The following is a 25,055-nucleotide window of genomic DNA, read 5'->3' as shown; positions in this document are numbered from 1 at the left end:
AAGCAAATTGCATGCCTAGTTGCGATGGAGTTACGTTTTTTATTAAGGCTGGTAACCGCCTTCTACACCTTTTACTGCAATAGCAACAGCGTCATGGGCATGCAGCGATTCATAATGATTTATTTGTAACCAGTAATCAGTGTATTGAGCATCTTCTAGTCGCGCTTTGATTTTCCGTGCAGCGTCTTCACAAAACATTAAATTTTGGCCATTGAGTCTTGCAAATTCTTGTTCATCTTCACGCTTTACAGCGGCTTGTACTGGGGTTTTTAGCTCATTCTCTAACATGTCGATTAAACCAACCGCATCAAACTCGGTGAGTTGTTCATCAAGCTTAACCTTTACATTCGCAATTGAACGCTGGGAATGCGGCGTTGCAATAATTCCGTCAGTACTGCCAAGCCAATTGAGTACCTCTTGATGTTTTAGATCATGATTATCAAACTTTTCAACAAACGCATTTTGTATAAGTTGGCGCGCTAGAGCGGCAGAGCAAGGGCAAGTCGATGAATAAGTAACGTCTAAACTTAGCTCAAAACTAAGTTGCCCGCGGTTAATTTTTGCCTCTAATAATAGTGGGTAGCTTTTCCATCCAGTTTTGCCGCTGAGCAATGACTTTCTTCGAAGTGGAAGTTCAAACTTAAACTCTATTTTAGCTTGATCGCTTAACCCCTCATGGCTAGATATAAACGTATCAAGTGCCTGAGCAATCGTTTTTGGATTTACTTGCTCTTCAGTCGACAAAGTGTCGAGCGCTAAGAATAAGCGCGACATGTGAATGCCTTTGGCATCTTCTTTATGAAGATTCACAAAAGCCTTTGCTTTCGCATTTACATTAATGGGTGTTAGGCCACGAGATTCAAAAATAAATGGCAGCTCAATTTCTGCCATACCGACCCAGTTTAATTTACCAGTTTGAAGGGCCTCAGCCGTATCTGCTATATCGGGCATAGTGCTTTGCATGAAAAATCTCGTTATTGGCAATTGTAAAGCGCAGTATTTTACACGAAAAAATTTAAAAAAAGGGGCTAGATGAAAATTTTATGTTTTCGTCGCGGAACATGAAAATAGTTAAAGTAAAAATGCTAAAATGACAACGTAGACACGTTAACTTGAGTTCATCGCGCTTGTTTTTAACAGCTTTTAGCCGATGGATTTTGACCCATACACTGAGCACTGTTTGTAAGTCGTGCTATTAACACAAACTAATTCGTCACATTATTGTCGATATTGCGTTTGTGGGTGCTTATTTGCAGTCATGATGGTGGTGTATACTCTATATCTTTATAGCTTTACTTAAAGCGCAGGCCATCAGATAGAAAAATTAGCGAACTATCTACATATTAGGCCTTTATTCAACGCTATCACAGTGCATTTGCTTTTACGTTGGTGTTAAACGCATAGCCATGAGACAGATTTAAATATGATAGATTCTCCTTTGAGCCCTTGGGTTCGAATGCTTTCCAGCTTGATTACACGTTTTGGTGAGTTTAAAGCCGCTGCTATTTGTTATGTGCTTTTATTAGTTGTGTCACTGATATTAGCGTGTATGTTTTATTACGTTGCTATAGGGCAAGTCGTCATAGTTGATGTACTCGCTATGCTATTTTTCACAGCCGTTGTGTCTCCTATCATTATCAGTGTGCTGATTAATTCAATTCGTCAGCTTGATGCTACATATGCCTATCTAGACAGTGCAACTAAGCAAGAAAAACTCCTTAACCAAACACTCAAAGACAATATCAAACGATTAAATGTAGAGATTGACGAGCGTAAAATGGCTTTTCAAGCAAAACATAGTGCAATTGAAGAGTTACGTAGAGAAATTGCAGAACGAAAGAAAACACAACAAGAACTTGCACAGCAGGGCATGCTACTTCGTTCTATTGTCGACTCATCTCCTGATTTATTTTATTACCGTGATAACAATGGAGTATTTGCTGGCTGTAATAAAATGTTTGAAAAAGTGATAGGCAAGCCAGTCAGTGAGCTAATCGGAAAAACAGCTGAGCAAATATACCCTGAATCTTATTTACCCGAAGTATTAACAACAGATAATAAAGTAGAAGAAACACACCAAGCTTTAACCTTGGATGTTGAATACCCCGTTGATAATGAAAACCGTTGGTTTGAAATGCGTAAGTTGCCCTTTATTAATGATGAAGGTGAATACATAGGTTTGCTCGCATTTGGTCGTGATATAACCAGTCGAAAAGAAGCTGCGCAGGCACTTGAAACGGCCTACAAAGACAAAGGGAAGTTTATTGCCACGCTTAGCCACGAATTAAGAACCCCATTAAATGGTATCGTTGGTTTAACTCGCATGCTTTTAGATACTGAGCTCGATAAACAGCAACGTAGCTGGTGCAATACAGTTTTTTCCAGTGCTGAAACGTTAGGTAATATTTTTAATGATATTATTGACCTGGATAAAATTGACCGGGAACAATTGGATATTGTGACTGCGCCAATTAACGTATCAGACTTTATTAATGACGTGGTTAACTTCGCGGGTTTAATTGCAGAGCAAAAAGGGCTTGAATTTGACATAGAACGAAAAGGTGTGCTGGATATTTATGCTGCCTTAGATCCCACGCGACTTCGTCAAGTCGTATGGAACCTTATCAATAATGCTGTTAAGTTTACTCAGCATGGCAAGGTTAAGCTATCGTGTTTACGTGAAAACCGAGCAGATGGCACGTGGTTGGTGATAAACGTTGTTGACACTGGGCAGGGTATTCCACAAGAACAACTCCAGCGTATATTTGATATGTATTACAAAGCCCCAGATATAAATGGCACAAATGCAATTGGTTCTGGTATTGGTCTTGCGGTGACAAAAGCATTAGTAACAGCAATGAATGGTCATATCCGGGTAAGCAGTACAGAGGGAGAGGGAAGCAGTTTTGTGGTCGAAATCCCACTTTCGCTGTGTGTTGCTCCCGCTGCCCAGAATTATGTCGGAAGAAGTTTAAATATTCTACTCGTAGAAGATGTACCATTAAATGCGGAGATCGCTACCAACCTTCTTGAGCAGCGAGGACATGAGGTGATTTGGGCTGAAACAGGTGAAGATGCACTTTCATTTGTTGAGACAGAGGATGACTTGGATCTTGTCTTATTGGATATGCAGCTACCTGATATTAATGGTGATGAAGTTGCCAGACAGATTCGTTCAGATAGTTTTTTTGATAAACTCCCGATTGTTGCATTAACGGCGAACGTTAGGAGCGCTGAAGAAGAGCTAGAAGGTATTTCAATTCAAGGTGCGCTAGCAAAACCAATTAACACGACAAAGCTTGATAGAATGCTCGCTGATTTATTTGATATCAAACAAGCACAATTATGTGATGAAAACCGCCTTACCGTTGCTGCCAAAGATTACACTGATATAAAAGTTGAGTTGTTAGATGTTGAAACAATTGAAGACTTTGTAAACTCAATGGGTATTGAAATATTTAAGCGAAGCAGTAGCTTATTTGAAAAGTTAAACCCGCAATATCAACAAGAGTTAGCTATGTCATTAAAGCTAAATGATAGAGAAGAATATAAATCTGTTGCACATAAGTTAAAAGGAGCTGCCGGCTCAGTGGGTTTAAACGATGTACAATTACATGCTAAGCAAATGGAACATGGGGCACTTGAAGGAGATACAGAGTTACTCGAAAACTGGTTGGTAGAGCTTGGGGATAAAATAAATGAAGGACAACATGCCCTTCATTTATTCTTACAGCAACTAGAGAAGTAGTTGCTGTAAGGTAATCAACATAATTTAGCTGTCGATTTTACCAATGAAGCGATAGCCTTCACCATGAATGGTACTAATCAATTCAGCTGTACTGTTATCACTTTCAAAATGCTTGCGAATACGGCGAATAGTGACATCAACGGTACGGTCATTTGCACGTAACTCACGACCAGTCATGTGTTTAATAAGTTGTTCACGGCTAAAAATGCGGCCAGGTGAATCTAACATTAAGCGTAATGCTCTGTACTCACCTTTAGGAAGACGTTTGGCATCACCACTTGGTGACGTTAAACAGCGACTATTTTCGTCAAGTTCCCAGCCATTGAACGTAAGAACACCATTTGTTTCGAGACTTGACTCTTCACCACCTAGGGCTGTACGAGAAATTAAGTTACGAGCACGAATAGTTAATTCACGAGGATTAAATGGTTTAGTGATGTAGTCGTCCGCACCAATTTCAAGACCTAAGATACGGTCAACATCGTTGTCGCGACCGGTTAGGAAAATAAGTCCAACGTTACGCTTTTGACGTAATTCACGTGCTAATATAAGCCCGTTTTTACCTGGTAGGTTGATATCCATAACTACAAGATTCACATCATCATTATTCGTAAGCTTGTCATGCATGTCATCGCCATCAATGGCTTCAATAACTTTGTAACCTTCAGCTTCAAATAAACTAACGAGGTTTAGTCGAGTTACGTCTTCATCCTCTACAATCAGAATGACTGGCGTTTGCATTATTAATTAACCTTTTCGGAATATTTTATTTACAATTAATTCGGTATTGTATTATAAAACCGAATACAGAGATTATAGGAGTATATCCATTTGTTAACAAGTAAAATCAATTTGGATGAAACTTAGAAACAGCCAATAATCGAGACTGAACTTTAAAGTTACTGCTCATCAGTCGCTGCTTATTGATATACAGTCGGATTCTATTCCCTTCTTGGACTAAAGCGGCGATTCCACCTTTTTCTAAAAAATTCATACTCTCACCCACTGTTAAGGTGTCTGATGAAGTGGTATCGATCCAAAGGGGAATTATATCATTTTCCAAGGTTTCATCAATGTATGTGATATCACAAAAGCTATAAAGTTCCGAAGTTTGTTGGTTTTTATTTATTAAAACGACTTCTATGGGTTTTTCATTTATTTTTAATGAAGGATTATTCTTTAAAACGTTTCCTAAGCCTTGCTCAAGGTTATAAAAACAAAAGGTGACGGATTGATTTTTTGTCTTCGGATTAAATTCGACAAACTTACTCATCTGAAATAAAAATGCAGCTTTAACTTGCTCGGGTGATTTTGCTAATATTGTGCAAGGGAAAATGAATATTAATAAGGTTAATAGTGCTCTAATACTCATTTTACGTTCACTTCATCTGTTGGCAAAGTAATTATAAAACTGGCACCGCGCTCGTCTTTCTCGTCATAGAAAACGCTTCCCCCAAGTGCTTGTGTTACTAAGTTGTAAACTAAATGCATACCCAAGCCACTGCCGCCTTCTCCGCGTTTAGTGGTAACAAACGGGTCAAAGATACGTTTCTTGATTGTCTTATCTACACCAACACCATTATCGCGATAGTTTATGATCAAACTGCTCTCATTACGTTCGATGGTGAATTCAATTTCATTTCCAATATTATCTTTAAAGCCATGAATAACTGAATTGCTGATTAATTGTTGTAACACCTGTTGTAATGGACCTACTTTGGTCTCAAAAATGAGTTCGCTCGGACAATGAAGCTTTATTTCAGGCGCTTTAGGTTGCATTTCTGCACGCATTGATAAAAGTACGTCTGAAATTAGGCTATGCACATTTACTGCAGAGTTAATTTCACCGTCTTGGGTTACCGCCACCTTTTTAAAGCTAGATATTAACTCAGCCGCTCGATTTAAATTTCGATAGATAAGATCTAAGTTTTCAATGCCGTCATCGATAAAGCGTTTTAATTGAGTTGAAGTCAGTGTTTTCTTTTCAAACCCGGCATTAATTTCAGCCAGCTTGTCTCTTAGTAAAGTCGAGCCTGTGATACCTAGGCCTATGGGGGTATTAACTTCATGAGCAACCCCTGCAACCATTTGGCCTAAAGAAGCCATTTTCTCACTTTCAACAATCTGGTTTTGATATTGGTGCATTCGCTCCAGCGTATTTAAAAGTTCTTGGTTTGCTTCTCGTAAAGCAATTGTTCGTTGATTAACTTTTTCTTCAAGGCTTTGGTTTAATTGTTTTATCTCAAGCTTATCGTTTTTATGACGCTCAATTTGGTTTTGAGTCCGGGTTAGCATGATGTTGAGGCTGCTTGCTAGGGTGTTTATTTCGCTAATGTTTGTTTTTGGCGCGCGGACATTATAATTATGGTTTTTAGATACGTCCTGCAATAGTAAGCTTAGCTCGTCTATAGGGTTGGCAATGCGCTTTTGAATGCGTTTGGCAACAAAAAATACGAGGACTAATACAAACAGCGTGAGCAAAATATCAATGATAATTTTTTTGTTTATATAATCATTTAATCTCTCCAAGCCACCTCGGACATAGACATAACCTTTTACTTCTCCTTCATACATTATGGGTTTTATTAGCTCGACTTGGTTGTCAGTGATCCTCGGTTCTTTTAGCTCTTCTATACTGTCTACCCGCAGTGGAACAGGTGGTGTTTTCTTTGCATTAAAGCTCGTGAAAAATTCAGCTTTGTTGGAAATTTCATTTATGGAGTAGATGTGAATATTTTTAATAAGCGGGATACTTTCAAATGATTGGAGTCGTTGTTGTTCTGTTTTCTGGTCATCAAATAGAACGGATACTTGTGCATTGAAAGAAATGATTTCAGCAAGGATTGTAAGCTTACTAATGATTAACTGCTTTTGCTCTTTAACATCAAGATAAGTAGAAATCGAAATTGATAGCGATAAACATAATGCTGTAACAAGCATAACCGCACTGATCAACGCTTTTCGTATACTGGTTTGTGGTAAAGATTTAGGCATTTTTAGGATGAAGCCCGATTATTATCATTATTATAAGTTTTTTAAGTCTAGCAAAAGCAAAGGAAAGAGACTAAAAAATATCAAAAAATTATCGGTTTGCTGATGCTTTATATAGATTAGGTTATTTTCGCTGCATTGCACAGCGATAAATTAAATTTTTTTGTGTAGTTAATTTAACTTGAATACACGGAGAATTTGTTGTTTTTATGAACTGTATGATACTTACCAAATTGTGTTTCTAAAATAGGCGGGTATTTTAAAAAGCAGTTTGCGACTATGGTGAGCTTGCCTGATTTTGTTAAATGTTGTTTGGCATTACTCAAAAATTGCTCTGCAATTGTATAGTCCGTTGCGATACCTGTGTGAAAAGGCGGGTTAGAAATAATTAAATCAAACTTACCATTAATGCTTGCAAGACCATCACTCAGCACAGCTTTGCCGTTGATGTTATTAAGTGCGAGTGTTTGTGTGGTTGCATAAGCGGCAAGTGCACTGACATCAGAACAAACAAAAGAGAGTCCTGAGTTTTTAAGGCCCAAGAAGGTCGCTATTAACCCTGCGCCACAACCAAAATCGAGTACTTGACCATTCTTGACACTTGGCGCGTTTTCCAACAACATTTTAGTGCCCGCATCCAGTTCACCATGATTGAATACTCCTGGAATACTAATAGCGTTGAATTGAGTGTCTGCCACATCAACGGAAAACAGTTTGTGATAGCGACTAATTGAAAATTCAGCTAGCGGCTTAATATTTGAAAATAAATATAAAGCACAGTGCCTTGCACTATCAATTTTGCGACCAAACTCACAGTGACTATTGAACTGTTTTTCAATTGATTTTACGCCACTTTTATTTTCACCCACCACTAATAGGTCAGCCTCATCACTGATAACTGCACGAATATTATCCAGCGTCATCATCGCTTCTGGTTTGGCTTTTGGGTAATAATAGATGACTAAATCAAATTGCTTTTGTGCAATCTCATGGCTAATACATACATCTATGCCGGCTATTTTTTTAGCAAACTCACCGTTAGCATGGTTGTAACTAAATGCAGTGATACTGCTCGTTGGGTTTAACTGCTTAAGCTGCGATAAAAAGCCATCTTGCGCAAAATTAACCACCAAAATAGACGCAGCACTAAGTGATTCGCTATTTCGCAGTAATAAAGAACTTGGGTTAGATAATGCACTCATAAATGGCTTTGCCTTAAAGTTAAATTAATTAGTCAGGTTTTCAGCTGATGCGTTCGAACATTAAATCCCACACACCATGCCCTAAGCGATGCCCTCGTTGTTCAAACTTAGTCAGGGGACGTAAATCAGGACGCGGGACATAGTCATTCGTTGCTGATTGATTTGTAAAGTGCTCGGCTGTTTGCATAACATCAAGCATATGTTCAGCGTAGTTTTCCCAATCAGTGGCCATATGAAAAACACCGCCAATCTTTAATTTACTGCGTAGACTTTCAACAAAGGCTGGCTGAACAATTCTACGTTTATGGTGACGTTTTTTATGCCATGGATCTGGGAAGAATAATTGCACGGTAGTGAGGCTACCTTCAGCAATGCAATCAGCAAAAACTTCAACGGCATCGTGTTCAAATATGCGTAAATTAGTAATACCAGCTTCATCAGCATCCATTAAGCACGCCCCAACGCCTGGGCGGTGAACTTCAATACCGATAAAGTTTAGGTGAGGTGCATTTTTAGCCATTTCGACTAATGACTTACCCATACCAAATCCAATTTCTAATACCACATCGTTGTCATTACCAAAAACTTGGGCTAGATCAAGCATGCCATTTTGGTGCTCAAGGCCCATAGTTGGCCAACATTTTTCAATTGCTGCAGCTTGTCCTTTAGTTAAACGACCTTCACGTTTAACAAAGCTACGAATTGTACGAATATATTTACCTTCTTGCTTTGCTTGCTCAAGGTTATCGTTACTTGAATCACTCATAAATTTTGGCCTGATGAAAACAACATGTCTTAAAATGGTGGCGTATTATCCCTGACCACGCCCGTGATCACAAGTACTTGACCTTTTTATTAACAGCATTAGACTGCCTGCTATCATGGGGCGAGTAAAAAAGTGGTTATTTTGAAGTTAAACACGAGCGATGCGCAGTGGTTTTCACAACAGGTTGTTGATTGGTATCAGCTGCATGGGCGTAAAACGTTACCCTGGCAGCTAAATAAAACCCCATATAAAGTATGGGTCTCTGAGGTGATGCTACAACAAACTCAAGTAGTGACTGTGATCCCTTATTTCGAAAAGTTTATGGCAAGTTTTCCAGACATTATCTCATTAGCCAATGCAGATGAAGACGTTGTATTACATCACTGGACGGGGCTTGGGTATTATGCCAGGGCTCGAAACTTACATAAAACAGCAAAGATAGTTAGGGATCAGTACGCGGGTGTTTTTCCAACTACGCTTGAAGAAGTCATTGCATTGCCAGGGATCGGGCGTTCAACAGCAGGGGCTGTTTTATCATTGTCGCTTGGGCAACATCACCCAATTTTAGATGGCAATGTAAAACGTGTGCTTGCACGCTATTTTATGGTTGAAGGCTGGTATGGCGTTAAAAAAGTTGAGAATCAACTTTGGCAATTATCAGAACAACTCACACCAAAAGAAAATGTCACACAGTTTAACCAAGCAATGATGGATTTGGGAGCAAGCGTGTGTTCACGCAGCAAGTTTGACTGTGAAGCATGCCCATTAAATACACGTTGTAATGCTTACGTTGAAGGAGTGGTTAAACAGTTTCCTCATTCTAAACCAAAAAAAGCGGTGCCTAAAAAAGTATGTCATCAATTAATCGTTCAATGTGATGAGCAAGTATTGATGGAGAAGAGGCCTAGTTCAGGTATTTGGGGGGGGTTATTTAGCTTCTTTGAATTTGAGCAGAAAGCACAGTTAGATTCATTTTTAGCGCAGCAAGGATTAACAGCTGAGACATCCCCTTTAGCACCGTTTACTCATGTTTTTTCACATTTCGAATTAACTATTAATGCGCATGTATTAAAGCTCAGTAAAATGCCCGATGTAGTTAATGAGCGACAGCTAGTTTGGTATCCGCTGGATCAATCTATTGAGGTGGGTTTAGCGGCGCCAACTAAAAAGCTAGTTAAACAAATCGCCACAATAGTTTAAACTAGGCGAAATCGAATTTAAGCGCATAAGAGGTCTATCATGGCACGCACAGTATTTTGTCAAAAGTTACAAAAAGAAGCGGATGGTCTTGGCTATCAGCTTTACCCTGGTGAGTTGGGCGAAAAGATTTTTAATAATATTTCAAAAGAGGCGTGGGGTGAGTGGCAACACAAGCAAACGATGCTGATTAATGAAAAACACCTTAATATGATGGACCCTGAACACCGTCGCTTTTTAGAAGAGCAAATGGTCGGGTTTTTATTTGAAAATAAAGACGTTGAAATCGAAGGCTATCGTCCGCCAGAAAAATAAAAGGGCATTAAGCCCTTTTATTTTTTTGAGTTATATTTAGATTTTGGCTATTCGCTTTCTTGTTCAGACTGCCTAACTTGTTCTTTTAGGAACTGAGCAACTCGTGAATACTCAATCTCTAAATTATCCCTAAGTTCAATAAGCTCGTCACTCGTTAAATCTTGTTGATTACAATGCTCTTCAAAATTTATGGCTAGCTTTGCAATACTTTCAGCACCAATGGTTGTCGAGATCGATTTCAATTGATGGCAAGCCTGAGCAATGCTTTGAGTATCATTAATAATAACAGCACTATTAATGTCCTTCACTAACACACCGCTTTGCTCAATGTACATTTTGAAAAAGCGGATTTGCTTTGCTTTGTCGTTATTAACGTATTGAGACAATTTATCCATATCAATTGGAGCAGATGGCTTATTTACTTCTTCAACAGTCGCAAACGCTGATTCTTCGTGGTTTTTATCTCGCCAATTATCAAGTAGCTTTTCAAGTGCATTAAGTTCAACGGGTTTCGTTATATAGTCGTTCATACCCGCATTTAAGCAACGTTCTTTTTCACCTTTTAATGCGTTTGCCGTAATGGCAATAATATAAGGCTGTGCGTTTATATCATCTAGCTGGGAAGCTTCCTCTCTGATTCTCTCAACCATATCGTAACCAGACATTTTTGGCATGTGTAGATCAGATAAAATGAGCTTGTGGCGTTCTTTTCGCCATATTTTGAGTCCTTCTTCACCGTTGTTGGCGACTTCCACACCGAAACCTAACAAGTGAAGCTGGTCAGTTAAAACTTGTTGATTCAAAAGATTATCTTCAACTAATAAAACCAGATTATTCTCGTTTCTTGCTTGTTCTATATTTAAGTAATTATTGAGGGTTTTTACCTGTTTTATTTTTTTAGGCGTATGCAACCCAGCTGCTACAAGCACTGAAATCATAAAATTAGATTTACACAACGGTGAAGCGTTGAGGTAAAAAATATTCTTATGGTTAATCGCTGCTTCATCGAGCTTACTTAACACAACAACTTGTTGCTGATAATCTTCAAGTGTATAAACTAAGCGACGTAAAAGTGAATTTGTTTTATCAATTGACTCTATACCATCAAGTACCCATATCATTTCACTGCGCTCTTGAATTTCTTCTATTTCAGAAAGTGATTGCGCGTAATGTGTGTTGGCACCCATAAATGATAAGTAACGGCTTAATGTTTGTCTTCTTGATGAGTCATCAGTTACTAAAGCTACGTGCTTACCCTTTAATGCATTTTTATGAGCGTAGTTAATGGTGCTCTCAGTACTAAAAGGGAGTTCAACAACAAACTCGCTACCGATACCCACATCACTAGAAACAGAAATAGTACCCAGCATTAACTCAGTTAAACTTTTACAAATAGATAAACCTAAGCCGGTACCGCCATATTCACGAGTAATGGAGTTTTCAGCTTGAATAAATGGGCTAAAAATTTCCCTTAATTGAATTTGGCTCATCCCTTTACCGTTATCACTTACGGTAAATCTGAGGGTAAAGTGATCAGTTGTATTTTGCGCCACTTCAACTGCAATACGAACATGACCGCGACGCTTATCATCGGTACTTGTGAACTTTATTGCATTACTGCATAAATTATAAAGTACTTGGCGAACTCGAATTGTATCACCGATTAAATTTGTTGGAATATCAGGTGCAATACATAACTCAAGTTCTAACTGGCGTTTCTTTGCTATTGATGAAAGAACGCGTGCAACTTCTTCAATAGTATCAGTCACCGAGAACGGGATAGTATCTATATTTAATTTACCCGCCTCAATTTTAGAAAAATCTAATATATCATCTAAAATGCCAAGCAAAGAGAAAGCAGAGTCACGGATTATAGTACTTAGTCTATGTTGCGCGCCATCAAGCTCTGTTTGTCGTAACAAATCAATAGTACCTATTACACCATTCATAGGAGTTCGAATTTCGTGACTCATGGTGGCTAAGAAAGTTGTTTTTGCTTCACTTGCTTGTTCAGCACTGTGTGTTGCTTTTTCAAGTGCTAGAGTTCTATTTTGAACTTCAGTTTCTAGGCTACTTTGTAACTTTTCTAGATCTGATTGAGCAACTTGGTTATCACTTATGTCACTTTGTATTTTTTGAAGCAGCAGGTTAATGTTTTTAGCAACCGCATGTAAGCCTAAATCGAGAGTCTCATTAATTGTTTCATTGTAATCCGATGAATCAATAATTGATTGCACTTCATGTGCTAACGCGTTGGTGGATTTACGAATCCTACTATTAATAAAAGCATTTATTAAAAGCGATAAAACGATTAAGCAAATGAGAGCTGATGCCCCTGTTATGATAGATAACGAAGTTGATTTGGTGGCTATTGAAGTGTCAACCAGTGGTACTCGTTTGATAATTAATTCACCAACAGGTTGGTCATTTAACTTCAACTGCCTGTATACAGTGTTTTTATTTGATATGTGTAAATCAAGTTTCAATGGCTCAATGGCTGGTTTAGCACTTGAATAGACCAGCTCAGTTGGCGAATTTGCACCATATCTATATAGATAGTATTCAATCTGAGTATCAAATGCAGCGCTTACATTAAGTAATCTTGCGGCTCTATTTTGTCCGGGCTCTGTAAGGGCAGTAACAAGCGGTTCAGCTAATTGTTCAGTTAAATTAATTAAATTGATAGGATCTTTAGGTGCAAGCTTACTCGTTTGCGCTGAGGGGTAGAAAGCGAAAGCGGCCAAAGCAAGTGCTGTAATAATCAGATTTACAACTATTAATAGTGGCAACAAGCCTTTAACTAGGGAAGAAAATTTACTTTGCATTTATTTTCCAATTATTATCATTATTAACTGCGGCCGGATAGCTGCTTTATGCTGAAAATTAATCCTATCATTTACCAGAAATAATTCACTGGTTAATCTATATTAAAATGCATTTTACATGAGATTTCGTTAAAAAAGCGCATTAATACTGTTAAACCTTTAAAAGCGCTTTAAAAAGCAGCATTTCTTGTGTTAATTAATCACATTGATGTAAAACTGTTCAAACAGTTTGGCTCTACAAAAAAAAAGTTGACTTGCAGGGGCAAAACCAGTTTAATACGCCGCACGCCCAAACAGCTCAGTCAGAAGAGTGCTAGGGATGTGTATTAAAAATATGCGTAGTTGTTAGTTAAATCTGAAACTGCCTCGATAGCTCAGTTGGTAGAGCAGAGGATTGAAAATCCTCGTGTCCCTGGTTCGATTCCGGGTCGAGGCACCATTATTTAGTAATAGTGTTTAAGTGATAATATAAACGTTATTACGCGTGCCAAAGCACACGATTTAGTGTGCCGACTTAGCTCAGCTGGTAGAGCAACTGACTTGTAATCAGTAGGTCAACCGTTCGACTCGGTTAGTCGGCACCATTTATTTAGTTAATAGTTTAGGCTGTTAACAAGCACTGTTTAAGTGCCTCGATAGCTCAGTTGGTAGAGCAGAGGATTGAAAATCCTCGTGTCCCTGGTTCGATTCCGGGTCGAGGCACCATTTATTAAGTTGTCAGTCTTTAAAACTGACACGTGCCATAGCACACAGTTTAGTGTGCCGACTTAGCTCAGCTGGTAGAGCAACTGACTTGTAATCAGTAGGTCAACCGTTCGACTCGGTTAGTCGGCACCATTTATTTAGATAATTTGAAAAGAGCAACTGACTTGTAATCAGTAATTTATTTAAGTTATCCGTTCGACTCGGTTAGTCGGCGCAATTTATTTAGTTAATAGTTTAGGCTGTTAACACGCACTGTTTAAGTGCCTCGATAGCTCAGTTGGTAGAGCAGAGGATTGAAAATCCTCGTGTCCCTGGTTCGATTCCGGGTCGAGGCACCATTTAATTAAAAGCTTCGCAATAGCGAGGCTTTTTTAATTAAGAAAGTTAATCAATCTTCAAAATTGATATGTGCCTTAGCACACAGTTTAGTGTGCCGACTTAGCTCAGCTGGTAGAGCAACTGACTTGTAATCAGTAGGTCAACCGTTCGACTCGGTTAGTCGGCACCATTTATTTAGATAATTTGAAAAGAGTAACTGACTTTTAATCAGTAGTTTATTTAAGTTATCCGTTCGACTCGGTTAGTCGGCAGCATTTATTTAGTTAATAGTTTAGGCTATTAACACGCACTGTTTAAGTGCCTCGATAGCTCAGTTGGTAGAGCAGAGGATTGAAAATCCTCGTGTCCCTGGTTCGATTCCGGGTCGAGGCACCATTTATACTAAAGCCCTGCAAAGCAGGGCTTTTTTGTTTCTAACTTTAACTAATCATTGGTCGGCATCGAACTTCGTTCGATTATAAAATACAGCCTTGTATTTCACCCTGCGTTCGCGTTTCTTCATTGTGCTAATGTTTTAAATTTTCTAAGCTCACCAATTATATCAAGCTGCTAAGCGTCTATTCGGATTGTTGTAATTTATACCAATCCGCAATAATGCTAAGTCATTATTAGGTATTAAACCTGACGCTAATGGCGTTAAAAACCTCTTATTTAGAACAACTAAATAGCCTATTTTTTGTCTAGTTATCAACACGTTTTTCCACCTTCAAAATTGATCACTTAATTAAGCGAATAGGTATTAAAGGTTTGGAGTAAACCTGAAGGTTTTTCTTATCGACTTTTAGGTTAGTAGCGGAATGTAAATTATATTGTGATCAATATGTTAATTCATGGCGTATTGATGCAACTTATAACTATATCGCTAAATATGTAATGTTATGTAAAGTGAATTGAGCAATGTTCACTAAGGTGTTTGAATAACGTTCATAAATAGCATTAATCAGGTTTTAATATGATTTGGCAACATAAGCCATCTTTATTGGCGATAAGTATTGTGCTGCTCAGCGGGTGTGCAAGTACTTTGAATCCACAAGAACGAAAGCAAGTTCCTAATGCAATACCAGTCCAGTGGCAACAAGCGACTCTTGAGTCAGTTACTCAAGTGGATCATGAATGGTTTGATGATTTAGCAACACCAGCTGTTGAGCAACTGGTTCTCAGTGCGCTTAAAAACAACCAGCAACTCATTCAAAGTCGCTATGATGTAGAAATACAAAAGCAACAACTTATCGTCTCAGGGTCTGCATTATGGCCGAGTTTGGATATATCCTCTCGCATTGGCCGAAGTAAAGGGAACCGTCCAGTTAGTTATAGCAACTCAAGCTCACTCACTTTGGAACTAGGCTATGAGATTGATTTATGGGGCAAACTTTCTGACGCAAAACGCAGAGACAACCTAAATTATTTAGCTCAGCAAGCGCGCTATGAACAGCAGAAACAGCAATTAGTTGCTGATGTTGTCACCAGCTGGTTCAATCTTATAAGTGCTGAGCAACTGCTTGAGTTATTTAAACGCAGAGAAGCCAATACACAACAGAACTTGGAGATCATTGAGTCAGGTTATCGCCAGGGCTTAAACCAAGCATTGGATGTTTACTTAGCACGAAATGAGTTAAATAATGAACGTTCACGCATTGCTACCCAACAGGCCAATTTAACCAAGGCGGCACGTATACTTGAGCGCTACCTTGGTGATTATCCACGCGGAGCGCTCGAAGCAAATCAAGACTTGCCAGTTATTAAAGAGGAGGTTCCTTTAGGTATCCCTTCTGAACTAATCACTCGCAAGCCTGCATTGCGAGCTAGTTGGTATCAATTACTTGCTTCAGATGCATCACTGGCTTATGCCCATAAGCAGCGCTTTCCAAGCTTAAACTTATCAGCAGGAATAAGTGACAACACAGACAGGGTGAGTGATTTACTTTCGCCATCTAGCCTTGCATGGTCATTAATCGGTGGTATTTCAGCGCCTATTTTTAAAGGTGGTCGATTAGAAGCTAACGAAGAGATAGCAAGGTTAAACACGCAAAAGCAAGAACAAGCCTACCTGAATGCTTTGTATGATTCATTTAGTGATGTTGAAAATGCCATTGCACTGCAGCAATCTTTACAGGCGCGTTATCAAAGCACGTTACAAGCTCAAGAGAATGCACTGGCAGCAGAGCAATTATCATTTGAGCAATACCAAAGTGGCTTAGTGAGTTACACCACAGTACTAGACGCGCAAGCACGATCGTTTGATGCTCAAAGCTCACTCATAGATATAAAAAACCAGTTATTAACCAATCGAATCAATTTACATGTTGCCCTAGGTGGCGATTTTGCAAAATCAAGATCCGCACAGGATGAGCAAGCATTATGAAAATCAATAAACAAAAAGTAATTATTCCAGCCGTTATTATTATTGCGACTGTATTTTTAATTATGTTTATCAAGGGTAACCCACCTAAAGCATCTCGCTTTTCAGCCCCGCCAAAAGCTAAAATCAATGTTGCAGTAGAGCTGCTAAAACCGATTGATTACACGGTACAAATTGATAGTTTTGGTACCGTAAAGCCACGAACCCAAAGTATGTTAGTGGCGCAGGTCGCTGGGCAAATTACAGCTATCAATGAACAGTTCCGTGAGGGGGGATTTTTTGGCGAAGGTGATGTGTTATTACAGTTAGACGATCGCGATTTAAAAGCTGAAGTGAAGTCAGCCCAAGCCAATCTTCTCAATGCAGAGCAGAACTTGTTTGAAGAGCAAGCGCGAGGACGCCAAGCCTTAACTGACTGGCAGCGTTTAGGCAATGAATCTGAGCCGAGTGTGCTGGTACTCAGAAAGCCTCAGCTAGCAGCAGCTCAAGCCCAAGTACTTTCTGCACAAGCACAATTAGAAAAAGCACAGCTTAATCTTGAGCGTACTAAAGTGAAGGCTCCATATGCAGGGCGGATTTTAAGTCGTACTGTTGATCTTGGCCAAGTTGTATCTAATAACATGCAATTAGCCACGATATTTGCAACTGACAGTGTTGAAATTCGCTTACCATTAAAAAATAAAGATCTCCCTTTTATAAACCTGCCAGAGCAATACACTGATGGTTCGACTAACGCGCGTGGTTCAGCCGTTAACTTTACCTCTAATTTAATTGGCGAGCAAAAGTGGCAAGGCCAGCTTATTCGCACTGAAGGCGCGATAGATGAAAGCGCGCAGCAGCTTTATGTGGTAGCTAAGATTAACGACCCTTATAAATCAACCAGTAACAATCAATATCCGGTAAAAATTGGGCAGTATGTAAAAGCTAAAATTGATGGCAAAGTTGCCGAGCAAGTATTGGTCATCCCAAACAGCGCTATCTACCAAGGCACTTATGTTTATGTTGTTGAAAATGGCGTGCTACAACGTAAAGACATTGCTTTAGCATGGCAGAATGCACAGCAAGGTATTGTTAGTAAAGGGCTTGAAGCAGGGAATCAGCTTGTGCTTACGCCGCTGGGTCAGGTAAGTTCAGGTACGCCTGTGCAAATCATTGGTGAGCAGACGAAGAAAGCCCAAAAACGAGGAGAGCAGCCATGATAGCTTGGTTTACCCGTAACCATGTGGCTGCCAACTTATTACTAATAAGCATTGTGTTGGGTGGATTATTTAGCATATCAGCCAAGTTACCGCTGGAGGTATTCCCTTCTTTTGTTTCTGATCGTATTAATATCAGTGTTAGCTTACGGGGCTCAACTCCTGAAGATGCTGAAAAAGGTGTCACGATACGCATAGAAGAGGCACTTCAAGATCTTGAAGGGATAAAACAAATATCGAGTCGCTCATCAGAGGGCTCTTCGCAAGTGAGTGTTGAGGTTGATACCGGCTACGATGAACGTGAAATTCTTGCTGACATAAAAAGTCGTGTTGATGCAATCAATACCTTTCCAGCGGATGCAGAAAAGCCAGTAATTGGTTTAATACAGCGCAAACGCGAAGTTATCGCGGTGACTGTTTCAAGCGATTACAACGAAAAAGAAACACTGGAATATGCCGAGCAAGTGCGCGACGATCTGCTGCGTATACCCGCTATTACACAGGTTGAATTAAGCGGTGTACGTAATTATGAACTCGCCATTGAAGTGAGCCAAGATACACTGCGCCAGTATGATTTAACATTGGCACAAATCTCTAATGCCATTTCCAACTCTAGTTCTGATATCTCCGCTGGTAATTTAAAAACTGAGGGGGGAGATGTACTTATTCGTTCAAAAGGGCAGGCTTACCGTAAAGATGAATTTGCTAATATTGTTATTAAAAACCAAGCAGATGGCACAATTATTCGCCTAAGCGACATCGCAACTGTCAATGATGATTTTGAAGAAACCCCTGTGCGAACTCGTTTTAATGGCAAGCAGGCTGCGTTTATTGATGTGTATCGTATTGGCCCGCAAAGCGCGATAGAAGTGGCTGATGCGGTAAAAAATTACATTACCAGCGAGCAAGCTAATTTACCGCAAGGGTTTTATTTAAGCTACTGGGATGATGATTCACAAGTCGTAAAAAGCCGTATCGCCACCTTAACGAGTAATGCCTTACAGGGCGGTATTTTGGTGTTGGGCTTACTGACTTTATTTTTAAGACCCGCGATTGCATTTTGGGTGTTTATTGGTATTCCCGTGTCGTTTATGGGCGCATTTATGGCGATGGCTGCATTTGGCGTCACAATTAATGTAATCAGTTTATTTGGCTTTATTTTAGTGCTGGGGATTGTGGTGGACGACGCCATTGTCACAGGGGAGAACGTCTATACCCATTTAAAAACAGCTAAATCGGGAGAAGAAGCTGCTATTAAAGGGACTCAAGAAGTGGCAACGCCAGTGACATTTGGTGTATTGACGACGGTTGCTGCATTTTTACCTCTGGGCTTTATCGAAGGGGCGCGAGGTGCCATTTTCGCCCAAATACCTGTGGTGGTTATTCCTGTTTTATTATTTTCTCTTATCGAGTCTAAATTCGTGTTACCTGCGCATTTGAAATACATTAAATTGCGTCATCAAAAGGGTGAAGGCTCTAAGTTAGAACAGCTACAACAGCGATTCGCCGATGGGTTTGAGCACGCTATTTTAAAGTATTATCAGCCTGTACTTGGTTTAGCACTGCGCAATAAGCTGGCTACAGTAAGTTTGTTTATGGGGGTATTCTTAATCATCCTAACCATGATCACCAGTGGATGGACTAAGTTTATTTTCTTCCCGCGTATTCCAAGCGAAACTGTGCGGGTTAATTTAACCTTCCCAGCGGGTACACCGTTTGAAGTGACCAATAAATACATTATTGATATGTCAGACAAAGCCCGTGAGCTGCAAAGTAAATACCGAGATGAAGAAACAGGTGAAAGTATTATCCTTAATATTTTGGCCAGCACAGGTGGTAGAGGCGGCGCAGCTAACTCAGGCAGTGTTCGTTTTGAAATCACTCCTGCTGAAGAGCGAGAGTCTGATATTGGCTCACGAGAGTTAGTAAAAGAGTGGCGGCAACTCATCGGTGTGATCCCTGGGGCCGAAAGCCTTACATTTAGGGCTGAAATCGGCAGAAGCTCCAGTCCGATTGATATTCAGCTATCTGGTAATTCAATAGCAACATTACAAAAAGTGGCTGAGCAAATTAAACAACGTTTAGCGACCTACCCAAGCGTGTTTGATATTGCCGACAGCATGTCAGACGGTAAAGAAGAGCTGCAAATAGAGTTAACTGAGCAAGGTTTGGCACTGGGATTAAATAGAGTTGATGTATCAAGGCAAGTACGTAACTCATTTTTTGGTGTTCAAGTACAGCGCATTCAACGTGGCCGTGACGACGTGCGTGTAATGGTGCGTTTACCGATTGATGAAAGGCGATCCGTTGCAGACTTAAAAGATATACTAATTCAAACCCCGAGTGGCGGGCGAGTGCCGTTATCGCATGTCGCGACTTTAGTGCCGGGTCAAAGCCCATCAACAATCAGTCGAATTGACCGTTATCGCACGCTCAATGTCTCGGCCGATGTAGAAAAAACCGACACTAATATGACTGTATTACAAGCGGATTTAAAAACGTATTTAGACGAGCTAGTACAGCAATACCCCGGGATTAGTCACTCGCTAGACGGCGAGGCCAAAGAGCAACGCGAATCGTTTGGCTCATTACTGTGGGGCATGGTGTTTGTATTTTTTGTTATCTATGGCTTGCTTGCGATTCCATTTAAATCATACTTACAACCATTAGTCGTCATGAGCATCATCCCATTTGGCATGATTGGCGCTGTCATCGGGCATTGGATCATGGGGATGGAGCTGACCATTATGAGCCTGCTCGGTATGCTGGCATTGATTGGTGTAGTGGTGAATGACTCTTTAGTATTGGTTGATTTCATCAATAAAAAACGCAATGAAGGGCTTGAGTTAATGGAAGCTGTGAAAACAGCCGGTGTTGCACGTTTTCGCCCTGTCATGTTAACCAGTTTAACAACCTTTATTGGCTTAATGCCGTTACTGTTTGAAAAAGCCACACAGGCGCAATTTTTAATACCGATGGCAGTAAGCCTTGGCTTTGGTATCATCTTTGCGACATTTATTACCTTGTTACTGGTGCCAGTAAATTACATGTTGATGGAACGCTTTCAAGGTTGGTTTAAGTAGTTAACAATCAATATTACGCTATAAAATAGATAAATAAAAATGCCGCAATTAAGCGGCATTTTTTATAAATAAGCTATTACTGGATTACAGAGATAGCGTTATTTTTTGTATCGCTCAAACCATGCTAGCGTGTGCTCTACTTTAGAGATCATACGAGATGGTCGTCCTGCAATACCATGAGGTGAGCCAGGTACACGAATAAGCACCGTGTCTACTTTTTGTAATTTCAGCGCTTGATAAAATTGCTCAGATTCTGAAATCGGCGTGCGGCGGTCTTCTTCACCCGTCATCAGTAATGCCGGTGTTGTCACATTACCGACTAATGATAAGGGTGAACGCTGCCAATAATGCTCAACATTATCCCACGGCATGCCTGGGAATTGATTGCGGATTTGGCCGATATAGCTGTCAGCCGTTAACGTTTTACTCAGCCAGTTAATTACTGGTTTGGTGATTGCCGCGGCGTTAAAACGATCGGTTAAGCCAATGGCGTAAGCTGCGGCAATACCGCCTGCAGAGCCGCCTGCAATAAATAAGTTTTCTTCGTCAATAAACCCTTTGGCTATCATGGCATCAACCGCTGAATTATGATCGGCAAAGTCTTCTTTTGAGCTATATTTTCCATCGAGTAATAAAGCAAAGTCTTTACCGTAACTGGTTGAACCTCGGTAATTCATATACACCACCACATAGCCTTCACTGGCATATCGTTGTAGCTCAGCTGTAAAACTGGGTCCGTAGGCAAGGTGTGGGCCACCGTGAATTTCAAGCAATAAAGGGTACTTTTTAGTTTTGTCGAAGTTAGGCGGGGTAATATACCAACCTTGAATATTTTCATTATCAAATGATGACTTAACGTTTAACTCATGGACCTCGCCCAATTGCTTGTGGCCCAATAAATCTTCATTTAAAGCGGTTAAGGTTTTACGTTTTCCTTTGTATAAATAGGCTAAATCAGCCGGGCGCTGACTACTGCCCTTGGTGTAGGCAATTGCTCCGTTTTTAGCGAGGCTAAAACTACCGCTGATATACGGACGACCGATTGAAGTGCCTGACAGTGAATCAACAAGGTCGCTTATTTTGCCTTTAAATGATAATTTTGCCAGCTTGCGCTTGCCATAGTCGTCATATTGAATAACAAAATCACCTTTACCTGACCATTTGTAATCAGCCACTGAACGGTCAAAGTCATTACTGATATAGGCAATTTTTTTATTACTCTTCGTAATAACATTGAGCGTTGAATTTATATACGGAACAGGTGCATTATCACGAGCAATAAAAGCAATTTGTTTGCCATTTGCTGAGTAAGTCGGGCTAGACTCTCGCCCTGGCAATTGAGTTAACTGAGTGTAAGTGCCTTCGTTTATATCAACTTCATATAAATCAGATTCAGTAGTACGGTATTCCCAATCAGCATGTTGATCTGATGAAAAAGCAAGTTGGCTATCATTAGGAGACCATGCAAGTGGCCCATAATGCTGAAAATTCCCAGTTGTTAATTGTCGGGCTGTACCGCCATTAGCGGGTACAACAAATACATGACGATAAGCCGGTTCTAAAAAGCCTGAACCATCCGCTTGATAGCGTGCTTTCTCATAAATCTTGACGGGGTCTGACCAAGACGCTCCTTTGGGCTTTTGAGGCAATTTAACTGATTTTACAAAGTCTGTTTTACCGGCAGGCACATTCATGGTAAATGCGATATTGTTACCATTATTAGACCAACTTAAACTGCGAATTGACTTAGGGAGCTGGGTTAATAACGCTAATTTGTCTTGTTCTAACCAATAAACATAAAGTTGATTACTGCCGCTTCGATTAGAAGTAAACGCGATTTTTTTAGAATCAGGTGACCAAGTCGGTTGCCCGTAACTGTGTTCATCAGCGAGTAATGGGTAATGCTGGTTTTGTTTTACATCGTGCAGCCAAATACTGCGTTTTGCAGAATCTTTCATGATGTCATAACCACTTCGTAGGTAAATGATTTTCTTACCATCAGGGCTTATTTGTGGGTTGTTCACATACTCTAGCTGGAAAATGTCTTCGGCCATCAATGTGTCGTTTGCGTAAAGGTTTACGCTGTAGGATGCACATAGCAGCGCCGAGCTTAACGTCAGTAATGCATTTAATTTCATAGTTTTTCATTTTTGTATAATAAAACACCATCCTATGATGCCCCATTTTTTTGGACAAGATAATTGAGATTAATCAGCACGCCATTAAGTTAAATGGCAATACGCCAATGACAACAGTTTGGAGTAAAAAGGGGTAAAGGTTAACTTAAAGCAGAGTAATCATGGCTGTGCGAAAAAAATGCCGCTGAATCGCGGCATTTTTATCAATAAACGTTATTAGAGCTTGATTATTTGATGGCTTTTTTCACTTCGCGCCAATCGATAATCTTAAAGTTTTGTGGTTGTAGCGGCATACGGTTGTAGCCGTCTTGCACTATAAGCATACCTTCAGGGTAGCCTGGTAAAACGGCTGATGTAACAGTTAAACCGTCTGTTTCGCCTGCGCCATCAATGCCTTTATCTAAGTTAGCAATGACTTTAAATTTACCTGCAAAGCTTAGGCTAGGTTGTGTATCATCTGATATTTCATAAAGCACATAGCTATTATCGCCTTGGCTTGATACCACTAAATAGCGCTCATCATCGCCATGATAAATTTCCATGCCTTCAACATCTGCCACCAGCTGCTCATTAACACTTTGTAGCTTTACTGCTTTGTCGCCAGCGTTAGGCTCCGCGCCGATATACCAAATACCGGCATCTTCTTCGCCTGCAAATAATTGGCCTAGTTTATCATCAGCACTGCAGCCTTCAGGTTGGCTTGGCAAAGTAAACTCTCTAACCAGTTCACCGCTTAGGTTATTTTGCTCACCGATGAGTTTATATTGCTGGAATAAACCTGATTTATCATTAACAAATACGTATTGGCCAGACTCAGACGAATACATACACATACCGTAAATCTCAGGTAAGTTAGTCGCGACTTCTGTTACATGGTTAACTTTGTTATCACCATCGACAGTAAATACGCTAATGCTATTAAGCGTGCGGTTGCTGGCAGTGATCCAAGTATGGGTCTCGTTGTTTATACTTTGATGTTGACGTACATCAACGTTATTCACTCGCCCTACATTAAGCGACTGTACTTTGTTGCCGTTAAGGTCATAAACCATCAAGCCGCGGCGTTTATCTGTGCCTAAAATTAAGCTGTTTTTAGCGTCTTGTTCATTTATCCAAATTGCCGGATCATCCGCTGCATCACCAAACGCTGCAACCGGTGTGGTTTGTGCATTGGCATGAACGTGCGTCATAGTCGTTTGGTTTTGTGAAGCCGTTTTTTGCGCTGTGTAGTTAACGTTTGCTTGAATATAGGCGCCGGTTTCATCATCAATTAATACCAGCTGTACTTGATTGTCATTGATAAAGCGCGCTGCAACAGACTCAATGGTGTGATCGCCTGACAGTGACCACTGACTTAGCTTGTCAGTATTTTCGTTGTAGGCATAGACCGTACTATCATCAGTGGCGCTAAGCCATAAAGTCCCGTCTTGTGATACCGATAAAGCCCCGATTTCAGTTTTTAATTCGCCGTATGGCTGTACTAAAGCCACAGGTTGCTTATTGGCATCTGATTCTGCATCAGCATTGATAGCCCATACCCCGAGCTCTGCTTCACCCACATACAGAGTTTTAGAGTCATCATTCACCGCACAGCCTGAAGCCTCAGTGACCGCAGAGAACTCACGTACTGCGATATTTTTAGCTTGGTTAGTGGCTAAATCATAAATAATCGTTTCGCTGATCAGGCCTCTAACGTCTGGCACAAACGCTGATACAGTCTCGGTATTGTTGTTTTTAAATAAACACACTGCATCAGGCTGAGCTTGAGGCGGACTAATACGAGTGAGTTCATTTAGCTGCCAAGTTTGGCCACTTTTTATAAGCTTAAAAATGGCTACGTTATCTTGGCTTTTATCAAGACTGGCGAGTAAAAATTGCTGCGCTGATAATTGTTTTAGTGAAATTGACTCAAAGTTACCGGCTAACAGCACACTGCTTTTCTCGTTATCGGCAAGTAATAAGCCTTGGCTTTCGCTCGCCATTAGCCATTGATTATTACCTAGCGCTGCTGCTTGTGAGCCTTGCATGTTTTGTTGTGGGCCAAATAACTTAGCCTCAACAGCCGGCTTTGCTATTTCTGTCGTGTTTTGCGTATCGTCATTACTTGTACAACCGCCAAGCGCAGTTACTAGCACAGCACTTGATAGTACCGCTGAAATTGTATTTAGTTTAAAGTTCATTCTTTTATCCT

The 25,055-nt window shown here is 40.1% G+C and carries 15 protein-coding genes and 7 tRNA genes; 13 read left to right on the top strand and 9 right to left on the bottom strand.

The window, feature by feature from the left end:
* Positions 1-42: 42 nt before the first annotated feature.
* The gene (gene folE2, locus ATS75_RS08515; protein WP_058560024.1) at positions 43-963 is read right to left on the bottom strand and encodes a GTP cyclohydrolase FolE2; all 921 of its coding nucleotides are present in this window, start codon (positions 961-963) and stop codon (positions 43-45) included.
* A gap of 460 nt (positions 964-1,423) precedes the next feature.
* Here folE2 and arcB point away from each other — a divergent pair, with 460 nt between their 5' ends.
* A complete protein-coding gene (gene arcB / locus ATS75_RS08510; protein ID WP_058560023.1) occupies positions 1,424-3,748 on the top strand; it encodes an aerobic respiration two-component sensor histidine kinase ArcB in 2,325 nt (774 codons plus the stop codon).
* Between the two features lie 24 nt (positions 3,749-3,772).
* Here arcB and arcA read toward each other — a convergent pair whose 3' ends face one another.
* The 5 genes from arcA to trmB all read right to left on the bottom strand — a co-directional run bounded on the left by arcA (position 3,773) and on the right by trmB (position 8,707).
* Entirely contained in the window at positions 3,773-4,489 is a 717-nt protein-coding gene (arcA, locus tag ATS75_RS08505) for a two-component system response regulator ArcA (protein WP_058560022.1), read from the bottom strand.
* Positions 4,490-4,595: 106 nt separating this feature from the next.
* Entirely contained in the window at positions 4,596-5,120 is a 525-nt protein-coding gene (locus ATS75_RS08500) for a YfiR family protein (RefSeq protein WP_152996206.1), read from the bottom strand.
* Positions 5,117-6,742, bottom strand: a complete 1,626-nt coding sequence (locus ATS75_RS08495; RefSeq protein WP_058560021.1) for an ATP-binding protein — start codon at positions 6,740-6,742, stop codon at positions 5,117-5,119. Before ATS75_RS08495 ends, ATS75_RS08500 begins: the two co-directional genes overlap by 4 nt.
* 173 nt (positions 6,743-6,915) lie before the next feature.
* Positions 6,916-7,941, bottom strand: coding sequence for a methyltransferase (locus ATS75_RS08490; protein WP_058560020.1), 1,026 nt, complete (start codon positions 7,939-7,941; stop codon positions 6,916-6,918).
* A gap of 40 nt (positions 7,942-7,981) precedes the next feature.
* Positions 7,982-8,707: a tRNA (guanosine(46)-N7)-methyltransferase TrmB gene (gene trmB, locus ATS75_RS08485; RefSeq protein ID WP_058560019.1), complete on the bottom strand. Its 726-nt coding sequence runs from the start codon at positions 8,705-8,707 to the stop codon at positions 7,982-7,984.
* Between the two features lie 141 nt (positions 8,708-8,848).
* On the opposite strand from trmB, the gene mutY reads away from it, so the two are divergent.
* Both mutY and ATS75_RS08475 read left to right on the top strand, forming a co-directional pair.
* Complete coding sequence (mutY, locus tag ATS75_RS08480; RefSeq protein WP_414858279.1) at positions 8,849-9,907, top strand: A/G-specific adenine glycosylase; 1,059 nt, start codon at positions 8,849-8,851, stop codon at positions 9,905-9,907.
* Positions 9,908-9,946: 39 nt separating this feature from the next.
* Positions 9,947-10,219 (top strand): oxidative damage protection protein, encoded by a 273-nt coding sequence (locus ATS75_RS08475; RefSeq protein WP_058560018.1) that lies wholly within the window; start codon positions 9,947-9,949, stop codon positions 10,217-10,219.
* 47 nt (positions 10,220-10,266) lie between these two features.
* Here the strand turns inward: ATS75_RS08475 and ATS75_RS08470 are convergent, their stop codons facing one another.
* The gene (locus ATS75_RS08470) at positions 10,267-13,044 is read right to left on the bottom strand and encodes an ATP-binding protein (protein ID WP_058560017.1); all 2,778 of its coding nucleotides are present in this window, start codon (positions 13,042-13,044) and stop codon (positions 10,267-10,269) included.
* 363 nt (positions 13,045-13,407) lie between these two features.
* Here ATS75_RS08470 and ATS75_RS08465 point away from each other — a divergent pair.
* The 10 genes from ATS75_RS08465 (at position 13,408) to ATS75_RS08420 (ending at position 20,726) form a co-directional block, all read left to right on the top strand.
* Positions 13,408-13,483: transfer RNA gene (locus ATS75_RS08465), tRNA-Phe, on the top strand.
* Positions 13,484-13,552: 69 nt separating this feature from the next.
* Positions 13,553-13,628: transfer RNA gene (locus tag ATS75_RS08460), tRNA-Thr, on the top strand.
* Positions 13,629-13,673: 45 nt separating this feature from the next.
* Positions 13,674-13,749 (top strand) — tRNA-Phe (locus ATS75_RS08455).
* Positions 13,750-13,805: 56 nt separating this feature from the next.
* Positions 13,806-13,881: transfer RNA gene (locus ATS75_RS08450), tRNA-Thr, on the top strand.
* Positions 13,882-14,011: 130 nt separating this feature from the next.
* Positions 14,012-14,087: transfer RNA gene (locus tag ATS75_RS08445), tRNA-Phe, on the top strand.
* 94 nt (positions 14,088-14,181) lie between these two features.
* A tRNA-Thr gene (locus ATS75_RS08440) sits at positions 14,182-14,257 on the top strand.
* A 130-nt stretch (positions 14,258-14,387) separates the two neighbouring features.
* Positions 14,388-14,463 (top strand) — tRNA-Phe (locus ATS75_RS08435).
* Positions 14,464-15,040: 577 nt separating this feature from the next.
* Positions 15,041-16,450 (top strand): TolC family protein, encoded by a 1,410-nt coding sequence (locus ATS75_RS08430; protein ID WP_058560016.1) that lies wholly within the window; start codon positions 15,041-15,043, stop codon positions 16,448-16,450.
* Positions 16,447-17,646: an efflux RND transporter periplasmic adaptor subunit gene (locus ATS75_RS08425; protein ID WP_058560015.1), complete on the top strand. Its 1,200-nt coding sequence runs from the start codon at positions 16,447-16,449 to the stop codon at positions 17,644-17,646. The genes ATS75_RS08430 and ATS75_RS08425 overlap by 4 nt, the downstream gene beginning before the upstream one ends.
* Complete coding sequence (locus ATS75_RS08420) at positions 17,643-20,726, top strand: efflux RND transporter permease subunit (protein WP_058560014.1); 3,084 nt, start codon at positions 17,643-17,645, stop codon at positions 20,724-20,726. Before ATS75_RS08425 ends, ATS75_RS08420 begins: the two co-directional genes overlap by 4 nt.
* Positions 20,727-20,824: 98 nt before the next feature.
* Here the strand turns inward: ATS75_RS08420 and ATS75_RS08415 are convergent, their stop codons facing one another.
* Both ATS75_RS08415 and ATS75_RS08410 read right to left on the bottom strand, forming a co-directional pair.
* A complete protein-coding gene (locus ATS75_RS08415) occupies positions 20,825-22,864 on the bottom strand; it encodes a prolyl oligopeptidase family serine peptidase (RefSeq protein WP_058560013.1) in 2,040 nt (679 codons plus the stop codon).
* A gap of 227 nt (positions 22,865-23,091) precedes the next feature.
* Entirely contained in the window at positions 23,092-25,044 is a 1,953-nt protein-coding gene (locus tag ATS75_RS08410) for a phytase (protein WP_058560012.1), read from the bottom strand.
* Between the last annotated feature and the right edge of the window lie 11 nt (positions 25,045-25,055).

The organism is Pseudoalteromonas sp. H105 (genome assembly GCF_001469215.1).
Classification (GTDB): domain Bacteria; phylum Pseudomonadota; class Gammaproteobacteria; order Enterobacterales; family Alteromonadaceae; genus Pseudoalteromonas.
This window is presented reverse-complemented; position numbering and strand designations above follow the sequence as displayed.

Coding starts and splice junctions, on each gene's coding strand:
- folE2 (WP_058560024.1), bottom strand. CDS start 963: ATGCAAAGCACTATGCCCGATATAGCAGATACGGCTGAGGCCCTTCAA.
- arcB (WP_058560023.1), top strand. CDS start 1,424: ATGATAGATTCTCCTTTGAGCCCTTGGGTTCGAATGCTTTCCAGCTTG.
- arcA (WP_058560022.1), bottom strand. CDS start 4,489: ATGCAAACGCCAGTCATTCTGATTGTAGAGGATGAAGACGTAACTCGA.
- ATS75_RS08500 (WP_152996206.1), bottom strand. CDS start 5,120: ATGAGTATTAGAGCACTATTAACCTTATTAATATTCATTTTCCCTTGC.
- ATS75_RS08495 (WP_058560021.1), bottom strand. CDS start 6,742: ATGCCTAAATCTTTACCACAAACCAGTATACGAAAAGCGTTGATCAGT.
- ATS75_RS08490 (WP_058560020.1), bottom strand. CDS start 7,941: ATGAGTGCATTATCTAACCCAAGTTCTTTATTACTGCGAAATAGCGAA.
- trmB (WP_058560019.1), bottom strand. CDS start 8,707: ATGAGTGATTCAAGTAACGATAACCTTGAGCAAGCAAAGCAAGAAGGT.
- ATS75_RS08475 (WP_058560018.1), top strand. CDS start 9,947: ATGGCACGCACAGTATTTTGTCAAAAGTTACAAAAAGAAGCGGATGGT.
- ATS75_RS08470 (WP_058560017.1), bottom strand. CDS start 13,044: ATGCAAAGTAAATTTTCTTCCCTAGTTAAAGGCTTGTTGCCACTATTA.
- ATS75_RS08430 (WP_058560016.1), top strand. CDS start 15,041: ATGATTTGGCAACATAAGCCATCTTTATTGGCGATAAGTATTGTGCTG.
- ATS75_RS08425 (WP_058560015.1), top strand. CDS start 16,447: ATGAAAATCAATAAACAAAAAGTAATTATTCCAGCCGTTATTATTATT.
- ATS75_RS08420 (WP_058560014.1), top strand. CDS start 17,643: ATGATAGCTTGGTTTACCCGTAACCATGTGGCTGCCAACTTATTACTA.
- ATS75_RS08415 (WP_058560013.1), bottom strand. CDS start 22,864: ATGAAATTAAATGCATTACTGACGTTAAGCTCGGCGCTGCTATGTGCA.
- ATS75_RS08410 (WP_058560012.1), bottom strand. CDS start 25,044: ATGAACTTTAAACTAAATACAATTTCAGCGGTACTATCAAGTGCTGTG.